Raw genomic sequence first — 13,105 nt, forward strand, 5'->3', positions numbered from 1 at the left:
TGCTCGGCCGGTGCTGACGATGGACCGGCTCAAGGTCGGGTACGGGGACCGCGTCGTCATCGAGGAGCTGACCCTCGCGGTCGAGGCGGGCGAGGGCGTGGCCCTGCGCGGCCCGAACGGCATCGGCAAGTCGACGGTGCTGCGGTGCGTCGCCGGGCTGCTCGAGCCGGCCGAGGGCGAGGTCCGGGTCGGCGGCGAGCGCGTCGACGAGCGCGAGGCCGGCTTCCGCCGGGCCGTCGCGGCCCTCCTCGAGCCGCCCGCCTGGTATCCGGGGCTGTCGGCGCGGGAGCACCTGACGCTGGTACGGATGGCCAACGCCCCGATCGCCGAGGACTGGTTCGCCGACGGGGAGCTCGCGGCCCGGCTCGGCGTGGACGGGTTCGCCGACGCCGCGCCCGGCAGCCTGTCGTCGGGCCAGCGGCAGCGGCTCGCGCTCGCGATGGTGTTCGACCGCCCGAGCCGCCTGCTGCTGCTCGACGAGCCCGAGCGCCACCTCGACCAGGAGGGGCGGGCGACGGTCGCGGCGCTCATCGACGAGTACCTGGGCCGGGGCGGGGCCGCGCTGCTCGCCTCGCACGACCCGACGGTCACCGCCGGCTGCGAGATCATCGAGCTCGGCCTCGACTGGGCCGACGAGTGAACGTCCGCCGCTGGATCCGCAAGCGGCAGCGGGCCGCCGGGGACGCCTCCGACCGGTTCGAGACCATCTACACGCTCGTGCTGCTCGCGGCGATGGTCGGGTACATGATCTGGGCCCAGGTCCGGTCCGTCCTCAGCGGGGAGACGACCGCCCCGGCCGGCGTCCGCGAGGGCGTGGTGCTCGCCGCCGGGCTCGCCTGGGCCGCGGCGCTGCTGGCCGTGGCCGCCGCGCTCGGCCCGCTGTCGACCTCGGCGCCCGCCCTGCAGTGGCTGTTCACCGCCCCGCTGGACCGCCGCCCCCTGCTCGTCCCGGCGGCCGCGCAGGTGCTCGGCCTCGGCCTGCTCGCCGGGCTGGCCCAGGGCCTGCTCACCCTGACGCTGTCGACGACCGGCGCCGGCGCCGTGCTCGTCGCCGCGATCGCCGGCGGGGTGCTCGTCGTCGGGGCCGCGGCCGTCGTGCAGTCCGCGAGCCGCCGCCCGGCCCGCCGGCTCACCACCGCCGCCACGGTCCTCGCGATCGTCGCCGCCGCGGTCGGGGTCCTCTCCGCCGTCGGCACCCCGGTCGCCGCCGTCGCCGCGACCGGCCCGTGGGGGTGGCCGCTGCTCGCCGGGCGGCACGCCTGGGTCGCGGCCCTCGTCGCCGCCGCCGCACTCGTGGTTCCCTTCCTGCTCTGGTACCGCCTGAGGTCCTACACCCTCGCCAACCTCGCCGACGCCGCCCAGAGCAGCGGCGCCGCCACCGCCGTGTTCGTGACCATGGACCCGGGCCTGGCCTCGTGCGCCGCCGAGGAGCGTCGCTGGCGCGGCCGCCGGCTCGGCCCCGACCGCCTCCCGCGCCTGACCGGCAGGCTCGCCGCCACCGGCCAGGACGCGCTGCTGCTGGCCCGCTCGCCGGTGCGCGTGGTGCTCGCCCTGGCGCTGGCCACCGTCCCGGTCCTCGCGACCGGCCTGCCCGTGTCCCTCTGGGTGATCGCCGCCGCGTGGCTGCTCGCCGGCGTGGTCGCGGCCGCCTCGGCCACCGCGAACGCCCGCCGCGACCGCGACGACCCGGCCCTGGCCCGGCTGCTCGGCCTCACCGACGGCCAGCTCTTCGCCGGCCGCATCGCCGTGCCCGTCGCCCTGTGCACCGTCTGGTCCACGGTCGCCCTCACCGCCGTGGGGGCCCAGGCCCACGCCGGCGGCCTGGCCGTGTGGGCCCTGCTCGGCGCGTGCGCCGGCCCGGGCCTGGCCGCGGGCGCCCTGCGCTCGGCGCGGCGCCGCCAGGTCCGCCACGACATCGCCCCGCTGGTGTCACCGGCGGGCACGATGCCCACGGGCCTGCTGGTCTGGCTGGCTGGCGGCGTGGACGTGGCGGTGCTGGCGCTGTGGCCGGCCCTGCTCGCGATCGTGACCCGCCACCCGGAGACCGCCCTGGCGAACCAGATCATCTTCTCCGCGGGCGTGCTGGGCGCCATGGTCGTCGCCGCCCGCCGCGCCTGACCCCCGGCGGCGGGCGTTCGGGCTGTCCGATGCGGTACAGCGGCATTGATCACGGCCGCCGCCGGGCCGCACAATGCGCGGCGTGGATGAGGCGGAGGTGTCGCCGCGGCGGCGGTGGTGGCGGGACTGGTCGAACTGCGATCTCAGCGGGTGCGACCTGGACTTCTGCGACGGCTGTGACGGGTGCGACGGCTGCGACTGCAACCCGTTCATGCTCGGCTCGCTGCTCACGCTCATGGCGGTCGCGGCCCCGACCCGGCCGCCGCGCGCCGCCGCCAGCGGTCCCGGGCGTGCGGGCATGGTCGCCATCCGCGGCTATCAGCGCTTCCTGTCCCCGCACCTGCCGTTCCGCTGCCGGCAGACGCCGTCGTGCAGCAACTACGGCCTGGAGGCGGTCCGCCGGTACGGCCTGGTCGAGGGTTCCCGCCTCACCGCCGCGCGCATCAAGCGCTGCAATCCGTCGACCCCGCGGGGCACCGTCGACCCGGTGCCGTGATCGTTCCCGGTCACGCCCCGGGGAGCACACTTGAGGCATGACACAGTTCACGACCGGGTTTCACGGCTATGCCCGCGCCGAGGTCGACGCGTTCGTGGAGAAGGCCAACGCGGCCATCGCCTCGGGTGAGCCGGAGCGGGTGGCCGAGGCCCGTGCGCAGGCGCAGGCGGTGAGCTTCAAGGTGTCCTTCCGGGGGTACGACCAGCCGGAGGTCGACCACTATCTGCGCCGCATCGCCAAGGGCCGCCCGGACGACCGCCCCTGACCGCGAAGCTCGTCACGCGGCGTGACGGAGATTGACAGGCTCCGTCGCCGTCCGCATGATCTGGGCTATGCATCGCTCGACGTACCGTGGCGTCCTGCGCCGTTACGTCGACTTCCGGCGCACCGCGAGCGCGATCTGTCGCTGAGGCGATCCTCCGCGACCCTTTCCGCTCGCACAGAAACGGCCGGCCCATGCCCGATCCGCTCGATCTCATCCATCTGCGCACGCTCGTCGCGATCGCCGACTGCGGCGGCTTCCACCGCGCCGCGGCGGCCCTGCGCGTGAGCCAGTCCACGGTGAGCCAGCACGTCCGGCTGCTCGAGCGGCGGCTCAAGGAGCCGCTCGTGGAGAAGGCGGGCCGCGGCGTGCGGTTCACCGTGCACGGCGAGGCCCTGCTCGTCGAGGCGCGGCGCATCCTGGCCGTGCACGACGAGTCGCTGCGCCGGCTCGAGGTGGTGGCCGAGCGGGTGATCCTGGTCGGCTGCACCGAGCACGCGGCCGACCGGATGCTGCCGCAGCTGCTGGCCGCGATGCGCCACGGCTTTCCGGGCCGCTCGGTGCGCTTCCGCATCGACCGCTCGACGCAGCTGGCCCAGGGCGTCGCGCGCGGCACCCTGGACCTCGCGGTCGTGCTGGCCGGCGCGGAGCCGCTCGGCACGCCGGTCGCGCAGCTGCCCCTGCACTGGTACGGCGCACCCCAGTTCGCCCCGCCCGAGGGCGACGATCCGTGGCCGGTGGTGGCCTTCGAGGAGCCGTGCGGGCTGCGGCAGCGGGCCCTGCAGGCCCTCGACCTCGACGGGCGGGTGTCCACGATCACGGCCGAGGCGACCAGCCTGGACGGCGTGGTCGCCGCGGTGCGGGCCGGGCTCGGCGTCGCGCTGCTGCCCAGCACGGGTCGCACCCCGGCCGGGCTGGTGGCGCTGCCCGAGCTGCCCGACGTCGGCACGGTCGGGCTGCACGTCGCGGCGCGCCGCGGCATCGACCCCGAGCTGGAGCACGCGGCGTGCGAGGTGAGCCGGGAGTTCTTCGCCTCGCCGCGGCTGCGCAGCGTGGCCTGACCGATCGCGGAAGCCGATCGGTGCACTGCGCGAAACCGTGCTGGTTTAATTCCGATCGGGTTAGTAGGCTTTTGAGCCATGCCCGTCGAGTTCATCAGCGCCATCAACGTCAACGGCAGCAACGAGGTCAACGGCGGCGGCGACCCGGCGCTCGACGTCGCGTTCCTGCGCCGCTACGCCCGGGTCCTCGAGGACGGCGGGTTCGACTACACGCTGGTGCCGTACAACTCCACCTTCCACGACCCGTTCACCGTCGCGGCCGCGCTCACCCAGTTCACCGAGCGGCTCCGGCCGATCATCGCGCTGCGGCCCAACACGGTGTATCCGACCGTCGCCGCGAAGGCCCTCGCCACGCTCGACCAGCTCTCCGGCGGCCGGGCCGTCGTGCACCTCATCGCCGGGGGCTCCGACGCCGAGCAGGCGCGCGAGGGCGACCGGCTCACGAAGGCGCAGCGGTACGAGCGCGAGGAGGAGTACATCCGGATCCTGCGGCAGGTCTGGACGTCCACGGCGCCGTTCGACCACGCGGGCGCCTACTACAGCTTCGAGGACTTCGTCTCCGTCGTCCGGCCGGTGCACGGCACGATCCCGGTCTCCGTCGGCGGCTCCTCCGACGAGGCCTACCGCGTCGGCGGCGCCCTCGGCGACATCTTCGGCCTGTGGGGCGAGCCGCTGGCCGACACCCGGGCGCAGATCGACCGCATCGTGGCCGAGGCGCGCGCGGCCGGCCGCGCGGACACCCCGCGCATCTGGGTCACCTTCCGCCCGATCGTCGCCCCGACCGACGCCCTGGCATGGGACAAGGCCCACCGCATCCTGGAGATCCTGCAGCGGCGCCCGAACGCCGGCCGCTGGGCGGCACCGGGCGGCGCCCCGCAGAACGCCGGCTCGCAGCGGCTGCTGGAGATCGCCGCGCGGCAGGACGTGCACGACCGCGCCCTGTGGACGCCGACGGCCACCGCGACCGGCGCGGCCGGGGCCTCCACGGCGCTGGTCGGCAGCTACGAGACGGTGGCCGCGGCGATCCTCGACTACATCGACCTGGGGGCCGAGCTCATCTCGATCCGCGGCTACGACAACCTCAACGACGCGATCGACTACGGCCGGTACATCATCCCGCTCGTCCGCCAGGAACTGGCCGGCCGGTCGGCGGTGCCGGCGTGACCCGGTATGTGGTCATCGGCGGCGGAGCGGTCGGCGGGCTGCTCGCCGCGCAGCTGACCCTGGCCGGCATCCCGTCCGTTCTCGTCGCCCGGGGCGCTCAGCTCGACGCGATCCGCGCCGGGGGCCTGCGCGTCCGCCGCCCGCACGGCGACGACGTGGTGCCGCTCGCGGTCGCCGGCGGCCCGGACGAGGTGCGGCTGACCGCCGGGGACGTGCTCGTGCTGGCGACGAAGGCCCAGGACGCCGAGTCCGCGCTGTCCGCCTGGGCCTGGCGGCCGGTCCACGACGGCGGGCCGGCCGCGGACCTGCCCGTCGTGACGCTGCAGAACGGGCTCGCGACCGAGGACGACGCGCTGCGCCGGTTCGGCCGGGTCTACGGCGCGACCGTCGCCGTCGCGGCGAGCTACCTCGTCCCCGGCGAGGTGGTGAACCCGTCCTTCCCGGTGGTCGGCGTGCTCTGGATCGGCCGGTACCCGCACGGCCGCGACGACGAGCAGGAGCGCATCGCCGCCGACCTGACCGCGGCCGGGTTCGGCGTGCACAGCGTGCCCGACATCACCGCGTGGAAGGCCCGCAAGCTGCTCGGCAACGTGCGCAACGGCCTCGACCTGCTCGACGGCACCGACGAGGAGAAGGCCCGGGCCGGTGCGCTGCTGACGGCGGAGGCCGAGGCCGTCTACGCCGCGGCCGGGATCGTCGCCGCCGAGGCGCTGGGGGCCGCGTCCGTGCTCACCTTCGAGCCGGTGCCGGGCCACGTGCCCGGGCGCCTGTCGACGTGGCAGAGCTTCGCCCGCGGCACGTCCAGCGAGGTCGACCACCTCAACGGCGAGATCGTCCGCCTCGGCCGCCGGCACGGGGTCGCCACGCCGGTCAACGAGCGCCTCCAGCGGCTGCTCGGCGCCCAGGCCGCGGCCGGACGCCCGCCCGGCGCCCATCGCGTCGCCGAGCTGCTGGAGGTCGCGGTCGGTGCCTGAGCTCGCCACCGACCGGTCGGGCTGGCGGCCGGACGGGCCGCCGCGCGCGATCGTGCGCGCCCGGACCGTGGCCGACGTCCAGCGCACCCTCGCCGACGCGAATCGCGACGGCATCCCGGTCGTCACGCGCGGTGCGGGCACCGGGCTCGCGGGCGGCGCGGCCGCCGGGGCCGGGGCGATCGTGCTCGACGTGTCCGGCCTGAACCGCATCCTCGCCGTCGACCCGGTCGACGGCATCGCCCGGGTCGAGCCCGGGGTCGTCACCGCCGAGCTGGACCGCGCCGCGGCCGAGCACGGGCTGTTCTTCGCGCCCGACCCCGGCAGCGTCGCCATCTGCACCGTGGGCGGCAACATCGCCACGAACGCCGGCGGGCTGCGCGGCGCGAAGTACGGGGTGACCCGCGACAGCGTGCTCGCCCTCGACGTCGTGCTGGCCGACGGCACGCTGCTGCACCTCGGCCACGACACCGTCAAGGGCGCCGTCGGGCTCGACCTCGTCGGGCTGGTCGTCGGCTCCGAGGGCACCCTCGGCGTCGTCGTCGGCGCGACGCTGCGGCTCCTGCCCCGCCCGCCCCGCACGGCCACCGCGCTCGCGCACTTCGCCTCCGTGCCCGACGCCGCGGCCGCCTCCGTCGCGCTGGCCGTCGCGGGCCTGCGCCCGGCCGTGCTCGAGCTGGTCGACGGCAAGACCCTCGGCGCCATCGACGGGCTGCGGGGCACCGATCACGCCGGGCGGGGCGCGGCGCTGCTGCTGGTGCAGACCGACGGCTTCGGCGCCGAGGAGGAGATCGCGGCCGTCGCCGGCGTGCTCGGCCGCACCGCCAAGACCGTCGAGACCACCGCCGACCCCGCGACCGCCGCCGAGCTGGCCGCCGCCCGCCGCGACGCGCTGCCGGCGATCGAGGCCGGGGGACCGGTGCTCATCGAGGACATCGCGGTGCCGCGGTCGCGGCTGGCCGAGGCGGTCGACGGCGTGCACGCGATCGCGGCCGCGACCGGCTCCGACGTGTACGTCTTCGCGCACGCCGGCGACGGGAACCTCCATCCGATCCTGCGCGCGGACGCCGGCGAGCCGCAGCGGGCGGCCGACGACATCTTCGCGCTGGCGCTGGCGCTCGGCGGGACGGTCAGCGCCGAGCACGGCGTCGGCGTGCTCAAGCGGGCCTGGCTGGAGCGCGAGCTGGGCCCCGGCCCGCTCGCGCTGCAGCGGCGCATCAAGCGGTTGTTCGATCCCAACGGCATCCTGAACCCCGGAAAGGCCATCTGACATGACCCAGCCAACGGTCCTGGTGAGCGTGGACGAGCTCGCCGAGCTGCTCCCGTCCGGCCGCGTGCGGCTGCTCGACGTGCGCTGGCGGCTCGGCGGGCCGCCCGGGCACCCGCAGTACCTCGACGCGCACATCCCCGGCGCCGTCTACGCCGACCTCGACGAGGACCTGGCCGCCCCGGCCGCGCCCGCGCACGGCCGCCACCCGCTGCCCGAGCTCGCCGACCTGCAGGCCGCCGCCCGCCGGTGGGGCATCAACACCGGCGACACGGTCGTGGCCTACGACGACAACGGCAACCTCGCCGCCGCCCGCGCCTGGTGGCTGCTGCGCTGGGCCGGCCTCGCCGACGTCCGGCTGCTCGACGGCGGCCTGCCCGCCTGGCGCGCGGCCGGGCAGCCGATCGCGACCGGGGAGGAGAAGCCCGAGCCGGGCGACGTCGTCCTCACCGCGGGCGCGCTGCCCACGGCCGGCCCCGACGACGCGGCCCGCCTCGTCGCCGGTGGCGGCCTGCTGCTCGACGCGCGCGCCACCGAGCGCTACCGCGGCGAGCCCAACGCCGTCGACCCGCGCCCGGGCCACATCCCCGGCGCGGTGAGCGCGCCGACGACCGCCAACCTCGACGAGGACGGGACCTTCCGCCCGGCCGGGGAGCTCGCCGAGCGCTTCGCCGCGCTGGGTGTCACCCCCGGGCGGGCCGTCGGTGTCTACTGTGGATCCGGGGTGACGGCGGCGCACGAGATCGCGGCGCTGAGCCTCGCGGGTGTCGAGGACGTGGTGCTGTACCCCGGATCGTGGTCGCAGTGGGCGAAGCTGCCCGACCGCCCGGTCGTCACCGGGGCCGAGCCCCAGGGCGCGCCGCTCGTGCTGCCCGGCGAGGCCCACCGCCGGGTCGAGGGCGGCGCGGTCCTCGTCGACGTGCGCAGCGCGCCGCGGCGGGAGAGTGACGGCACGATCCCGGGCGCGCGGATCCTCGACCGCACGAGGGTCGCCGCCGAGATCGGCGTCGACGGGCCGGACACGCCGATCGTCGTCATCTGCGGCTCGGTCAACGGCTCCCAGCCGGTCGCCGAGGAGCTGATCGCGCTCGGCTACACCGACGTGGTGCACGTCGAGGGCGGGTTCGCGGCCTGGGCCGGGGCCGGCCTGCCAACCGCCCCGGGACAGACCTCCTAGGCCGCGTGGAGGCGGGCGAACGCGCTGCGGTGGAACACGAGCGGCGGGGTGTCCCGGTCGGCGTCCAGGGCGTGCACGCGCAGCAGCGCGATGTCGTGGTCGCCGGCCGGGATTTCGCGCTCGACGCTGCACTCCAGCCACGCGCAGGCGCCGTCGAGCAGGATCTCGCCGCCGCGGGTCGCCCGCCAGGTCACGCCGGCGAACCGGTCGCCGCGGCCGCTGAGCTGCCGGCCCAGGTGGGCCTGGTGGGCGGACAGCACGCTCACCCCGAGGCGGGCCGAGCGGCGCAGCCGCGGCCACGTGCTCGAGGCGCGGCCGATGCAGACCGAGACGAGCGGCGGGTCCAGCGACACCGGTGTGAAGGAGCTGGCGGCCAGCCCCACGGGCACGCCGTCGACCAGCGCGGCCACCGCGGTCACACCGCTGGGAAAGGCGCCGAAGACGCGGCGCAGCTCGGCGGAGTCCATGCCGCAATCCTATCGCGCCGGTGTGATTTGAGATCGCGTCGATCGATCGGGAATCCCGCTCGGTGCCGAGTGCTGATTCGCATTGGACGTGGGAGATATTTCCTATCAAGCTGATAGGTATGATAGGAGATGCCGAGCACGACGCCATTCCGTCGGCCGCCGCACCGGAGGCCGAGTTCATCAGCCTGTCGCACCTGAACCCCTCGACGGAGCTGAACCCGGTGCCGGGCCGCGGTATCGACCTGCCGTTCTTCCGGCGGTACGTCCGCGCGCTCGAGGACGCCGGGTACGACTACACGCTGCTGCCCTACGGAGCGGCCAGCGCCGACTCGTTCGTCGTCGCGAGCGCCGTCGGGCAGCTCACCGAGCGGCTCCGGCCGATCGTCGCGCTGCGGCCCAACACGACCTTCCCGACCGTCGGCGCGCAGAAGCTCGCCACGCTCGACCAGCTCACCGAGGGCCGCGCGGTGGTGCACCTGATCTCCGGCGGCAACGACGCCGAGCAGGCCCGGCAGGGCGACTACCTGCCGAAGGAGCGGCGGTACGCGCGCACGTCGGAGTACATCGACATCCTGCGCCGATCGTGGACCGAGACCGCCCCGTTCAGCCATGAGGGCGAGTTCTACCGCTTCGACGGCTTCGGCCCCGGCTTCGCGCCCTTCGACGGCCCGATCCCGATCTCCATCGGCGGCCAGTCCGACGAGGCCTTCGCCGTCGGGGGCGCCCAGGCCGACATCTTCAGCTTCTGGGGCGAGCCGCTCGCCGACCTGCGCACCGAGATCGACCGCGTGCACGACATCGCGCGCGCGGCCGGGCGCACCACACTGCCGCGCATCTGGGTCACGTTCCGCCCGATCATCGACCGGACCGACGAGCTGGCCTGGCGGAAGGCGCAGCGGTACGTCACCCTGATCGCGAAGAACTTCGCCCGCTCCACCGCCGAGCCCCAGAACGTCGGCTCGCAGCGGGCCCTGGCCTTCGCCGAGCGCTCCGAGCTCTACGACCGGGCCCTGTGGACCCGCACCGCGGCCGTCACCAACGCGGCCGGCGCCTCGACCGCCCTCGTCGGCTCGCCCGAGACGGTCGCGGCCGCGATCCTCGACTACATCGACCACGGCGCCTCGCTGGTGTCGATCCGCGGCTACGACACCCTCGCCGACGCGGTCGACTACGGCAAGCACGTCCTGCCGCTCGTCCGCCAGGAGCTCGCGCACCGGCGCGCGACCGGGCGGCGCGGCACCCTGCAGGCCGAGCACCCCGGCAACTACGCGCCGGAGTACGCCCGGTACGCCACGGCGGGGCAGCCATGAGCCTCGACCTGTCCGACGAGGCGCTGGCCAAGGTCACCGCCGAGATCGCGGCCACCGCATCGGAGTTCGACCGGACCGCCGAGCTGCCCTGGCCCGGCCTGTGGGCGGCGCACAACGCCGGCCTGCTCACCGCCTCGGTCGGGCGGCAGTTCGGCGGCCCCGGCGCCGGCCCGCGCGAGATCGCCCGCATCCTCACCGCGATCGGCGAGGGCGACGCCTCGGTCGGCCTGCTCGCCGCGAACACCCTGCTGACCCACGCCGCCCAGGCCGCCGGCCCGACCTGGCCGGCGGAGACCTACGACGACCTGCTGCGGCGCTCGAAGGACGGCCCGGCCCTGGTCAACGCGATCCGCGCGGAGCCCGAGCTCGGCGCGCCGGCCCGCGGCGGGCTGCCGAAGACCACCGCGACCCGCACCGGCGGCGGCTGGGTGCTCAACGGCCGCAAGGCCTACGCCACCGGCGGCGCCGGGCTGGCCTACCACGTCGTGTGGGCGGTCGCCGACGAGCCGGACGGCGATCCCGAGCGCCCGCGCGTCGGCCACGTCGTGGTCGCCGGCGACCGGCCCGGCATCACCTGGGTCGACACCTGGGACCACCTGGGCCTGCGCGCCTCCAACACGCACGACGTCGTCTACACCGACGTGCACGTGCCCGCGGACGCGTTCGTGGAGATCCCCCGCGGCCCCGACGGCGTGTACCGCGACCCGGCCGCCGCGGCCGGCCCCGGCAGCTTCGGCCACCCGGCGCTCTACATCGGTGTGGCCCGGGCGGCCCGAGCCGCGTTCGCCGCCTTCGCCCGCGAGCGAGTGCCCGCGGCCCTCGGCCGGCCGATCGCGCAGACCGAGCGCATCCAGGCCGTCGCCGGCGAGATCGACCTGCAGATCGTGACGGCCGAGACCCTGCTGCACGGCGCGCTGCTGCGCCTCGAGGCCGGCGACCGCTCGATCCTGCCCGAGCTCTCCGCGGTCAAGGTGGCCATCGCGCGCGCCGTGATCGCCGCCACCCAGACCGCCGTGGCCGCGCTGGGCAACCCCGGCCTGTCCCGGCACCACCCCCTCGAACGGCACCTGCGCGACGCGCTGTGCATCCGCGTCCACCCGCCGCAGGAGGACACCGTCCTGCTGGCGAGCGGCCGGCGAATCCTGAACCCCGAGAAGGACTGATCTCATGCGCAAGCTGACACTGCTCGCCACCACGGCCGCCGCGGCGCTGGCCCTGGCCGCGTGCGGCGGCACGTCGCCGGCCGGCGACGGGGACGGCGGCGGCACCCCGAAGTCCGGCGGGACGCTCAAGGTGTCGTTCTGGCCCGACAACGCGACACTGCCCTGCATCGACCCGTTCCAGGTGTACTGGATCGAATCGCGCTCCATCATCCGCAACTTCGCCGACTCGCTCACCGACCAGGACCCGAAGACCGGCGAGATCGTGCCCTGGCTCGCCACGAGCTGGCAGATCAGCCCGGACGGGCTCACCTACACCTTCAAGCTCCGCGACGGCGTCACCTTCGCCAACGGCAAGAAGCTCGACGCCCAAGCGGTCGCCGACAACGCCGCCGGCTGGATCGCCACCGTGAAGGCGACCAACGGGGCCGCGTACGGCGCCTCCTACGTCCAGGGGCTCACCGGCGCCGACGTCGTCGACCCCGGCACCGTCGCGTTCCACCTCGCCAAGCCGAACTCGTCGTTCCTGCAGGCCACGTCGACCACCAACCTCGCCATCACCGACCCGGCCGAATACCAGCTGACCCCGGCCGAGCGCTGCACCGGCAAGGGAGTCGTCGGCTCCGGGCAGTTCGTGCTGGACCACTACACGGCCAAGGTCGAGACGGTGCTCACCAAGCGGGCCGGCTACGCGTGGGGCTCGGCCCTGGCCAAGAACCAGGGCGAGGCCTACCTCGACAAGGTCGTCTTCACCTACGTCGCCGAGGACAGCGTCCGCACCGGCAACCTCGTCAGCGGCGCGATCGACATCGCCTGGCCGCGCAACCCGTTCACGCCGCAGGACGAGCAGCTCATCCAGCGCTCCGGCGACAAGGTCGAGCAGCGCGCCCTGCCCGGCGTGGCCTACACCCTCTTCGCCAACACCGCCGACGGCAAGGTGCTCAGCGACCCGGCCGTGCGCAAGGCCCTCAACCAGGCCGTCGACCGCAAGACCTACGCGACCACCGTCTTCGGCGCCAGCTACCCGGTGGTGCAGGGCGCGTTCGACTCCACCACGCCCTTCTTCACCGACAAGTCCGCGAAGCTCGGCTACGACCCCGACGCGGCCCAGAAGACCCTGGAGGCGGCCGGCTGGACCGCCGGCCCGGGCGGCATCCGCACCAAGAACGGTGCCCAGCTCACCATCGACTACCCGATCACCAGCGCCACCCCCGGCGCCGAACTGTTGCAGGCCCAGCTCAAGAAGGTCGGCATCAACCTGAGCCTGCGCACCCTCACCACCGCGCAGACGACCACGTACCTGCCCAACGGCGACTACGACCTGACCGGCACCTACTTCACCCGGGCCGACCCCGGCGCGCTGCAGTTCATCCTCAACCCCGACGTCGCCAACTCCAAGGCCCTCGCCCGGCGCTCGGCCTCGCCCGACGGCATCGCGAAGATCCAGGCGCTGTTCGCCCGCGCGATCCAGAGCACCGACGCCGCCCAGACGAGGCAGGCCTACGCCGACCTGCAGGACTTCCTGCTCGACGAGGGCGTCACGTTCCCGCTGTTCGAGCGGGTGCAGAAGGCCGGCGTCAGCGGCAAGGTCCACGGCTTCGCGTTCACCTCGGAGAGCTTCCTCAAGCTCAACGACGTCTGGAAGGACTGAC

At 75.0% G+C, this 13,105-nt stretch carries 13 protein-coding genes and 1 pseudogene; 13 read left to right on the top strand and 1 reads right to left on the bottom strand.

Going from position 1 to position 13,105, the window contains the following annotated elements:
- The first annotated feature begins 19 nt into the window (after window positions 1-19).
- From AC6JBM_RS10430 to AC6JBM_RS10475, 10 genes and pseudogenes are all read left to right on the top strand, one after another.
- On the top strand, window positions 20-640 hold the full coding sequence (locus tag AC6JBM_RS10430) for an ABC transporter ATP-binding protein (protein ID WP_497986440.1): 621 nt from the start codon (window positions 20-22) through the stop codon (window positions 638-640).
- Window positions 637-2,118 carry a DUF6297 family protein gene (locus AC6JBM_RS10435; protein WP_497983393.1) on the top strand — a complete coding sequence of 494 codons (1,482 nt, stop codon included), beginning with the start codon at window positions 637-639 and terminating at the stop codon, window positions 2,116-2,118. Before AC6JBM_RS10430 ends, AC6JBM_RS10435 begins: the two co-directional genes overlap by 4 nt.
- An 82-nt stretch (window positions 2,119-2,200) precedes the next feature.
- The gene (gene yidD, locus AC6JBM_RS10440) at window positions 2,201-2,614 is read left to right on the top strand and encodes a membrane protein insertion efficiency factor YidD (protein ID WP_497983394.1); all 414 of its coding nucleotides are present in this window, start codon (window positions 2,201-2,203) and stop codon (window positions 2,612-2,614) included.
- Window positions 2,615-2,651: 37 nt separating this feature from the next.
- Complete coding sequence (locus AC6JBM_RS10445) at window positions 2,652-2,879, top strand: DivIVA domain-containing protein (protein WP_497983395.1); 228 nt, start codon at window positions 2,652-2,654, stop codon at window positions 2,877-2,879.
- A 191-nt stretch (window positions 2,880-3,070) separates the two neighbouring features.
- Window positions 3,071-3,937 (top strand): LysR substrate-binding domain-containing protein, encoded by an 867-nt coding sequence (locus AC6JBM_RS10450; protein ID WP_350617678.1) that lies wholly within the window; start codon window positions 3,071-3,073, stop codon window positions 3,935-3,937.
- A gap of 78 nt (window positions 3,938-4,015) precedes the next feature.
- On the top strand, window positions 4,016-5,101 hold the full coding sequence (locus AC6JBM_RS10455) for an LLM class flavin-dependent oxidoreductase (RefSeq protein WP_497983396.1): 1,086 nt from the start codon (window positions 4,016-4,018) through the stop codon (window positions 5,099-5,101).
- Complete coding sequence (locus AC6JBM_RS10460; RefSeq protein ID WP_497983397.1) at window positions 5,098-6,075, top strand: ketopantoate reductase family protein; 978 nt, start codon at window positions 5,098-5,100, stop codon at window positions 6,073-6,075. The genes AC6JBM_RS10455 and AC6JBM_RS10460 overlap by 4 nt, the downstream gene beginning before the upstream one ends.
- Window positions 6,068-7,342, top strand: coding sequence for an FAD-binding oxidoreductase (locus tag AC6JBM_RS10465; protein WP_497983398.1), 1,275 nt, complete (start codon window positions 6,068-6,070; stop codon window positions 7,340-7,342). The genes AC6JBM_RS10460 and AC6JBM_RS10465 overlap by 8 nt, the downstream gene beginning before the upstream one ends.
- A 1-nt stretch (window position 7,343) precedes the next feature.
- Window positions 7,344-8,201, top strand: a pseudogene (locus AC6JBM_RS10470) (sulfurtransferase); the annotation flags it as partial.
- Between the two features lie 3 nt (window positions 8,202-8,204).
- Window positions 8,205-8,516, top strand: a complete 312-nt coding sequence (locus AC6JBM_RS10475) for a rhodanese-like domain-containing protein (RefSeq protein WP_497986441.1) — start codon at window positions 8,205-8,207, stop codon at window positions 8,514-8,516.
- On the opposite strand, the gene AC6JBM_RS10480 is transcribed toward AC6JBM_RS10475, so the two are convergent.
- Complete coding sequence (locus AC6JBM_RS10480; RefSeq protein ID WP_497983399.1) at window positions 8,513-8,983, bottom strand: flavin reductase family protein; 471 nt, start codon at window positions 8,981-8,983, stop codon at window positions 8,513-8,515. The genes AC6JBM_RS10475 and AC6JBM_RS10480 overlap by 4 nt on opposite strands.
- A 119-nt stretch (window positions 8,984-9,102) precedes the next feature.
- Here AC6JBM_RS10480 and AC6JBM_RS10485 point away from each other — a divergent pair, with 119 nt between their 5' ends.
- Genes AC6JBM_RS10485 through AC6JBM_RS10495 form a run of 3 tightly spaced genes read left to right on the top strand, consistent with a single transcriptional unit; the run spans window position 9,103 to window position 13,104 of the window.
- Complete coding sequence (locus AC6JBM_RS10485) at window positions 9,103-10,293, top strand: LLM class flavin-dependent oxidoreductase (protein WP_497983400.1); 1,191 nt, start codon at window positions 9,103-9,105, stop codon at window positions 10,291-10,293.
- Window positions 10,290-11,456: an acyl-CoA dehydrogenase family protein gene (locus AC6JBM_RS10490; RefSeq protein WP_497983401.1), complete on the top strand. Its 1,167-nt coding sequence runs from the start codon at window positions 10,290-10,292 to the stop codon at window positions 11,454-11,456. The genes AC6JBM_RS10485 and AC6JBM_RS10490 overlap by 4 nt, the downstream gene beginning before the upstream one ends.
- A 4-nt stretch (window positions 11,457-11,460) precedes the next feature.
- A complete protein-coding gene (locus AC6JBM_RS10495; protein ID WP_497983402.1) occupies window positions 11,461-13,104 on the top strand; it encodes an ABC transporter substrate-binding protein in 1,644 nt (547 codons plus the stop codon).
- Window position 13,105: the final 1 nt, after the last annotated feature.

The organism is Dactylosporangium thailandense, assembly GCF_059739745.1.

Excerpts from the sequence above, each read along its gene's own strand:
- AC6JBM_RS10430 (WP_497986440.1), top strand. The coding sequence starts at position 20 with ATGGACCGGCTCAAGGTCGGGTACGGGGACCGCGTCGTCATCGAGGAG.
- AC6JBM_RS10445 (WP_497983395.1), top strand. The coding sequence starts at position 2,652 with ATGACACAGTTCACGACCGGGTTTCACGGCTATGCCCGCGCCGAGGTC.
- AC6JBM_RS10450 (WP_350617678.1), top strand. The coding sequence starts at position 3,071 with ATGCCCGATCCGCTCGATCTCATCCATCTGCGCACGCTCGTCGCGATC.
- AC6JBM_RS10455 (WP_497983396.1), top strand. The coding sequence starts at position 4,016 with ATGCCCGTCGAGTTCATCAGCGCCATCAACGTCAACGGCAGCAACGAG.
- AC6JBM_RS10480 (WP_497983399.1), bottom strand. The coding sequence starts at position 8,983 with ATGGACTCCGCCGAGCTGCGCCGCGTCTTCGGCGCCTTTCCCAGCGGT.
- AC6JBM_RS10485 (WP_497983400.1), top strand. The coding sequence starts at position 9,103 with ATGATAGGAGATGCCGAGCACGACGCCATTCCGTCGGCCGCCGCACCG.
- AC6JBM_RS10490 (WP_497983401.1), top strand. The coding sequence starts at position 10,290 with ATGAGCCTCGACCTGTCCGACGAGGCGCTGGCCAAGGTCACCGCCGAG.
- AC6JBM_RS10495 (WP_497983402.1), top strand. The coding sequence starts at position 11,461 with ATGCGCAAGCTGACACTGCTCGCCACCACGGCCGCCGCGGCGCTGGCC.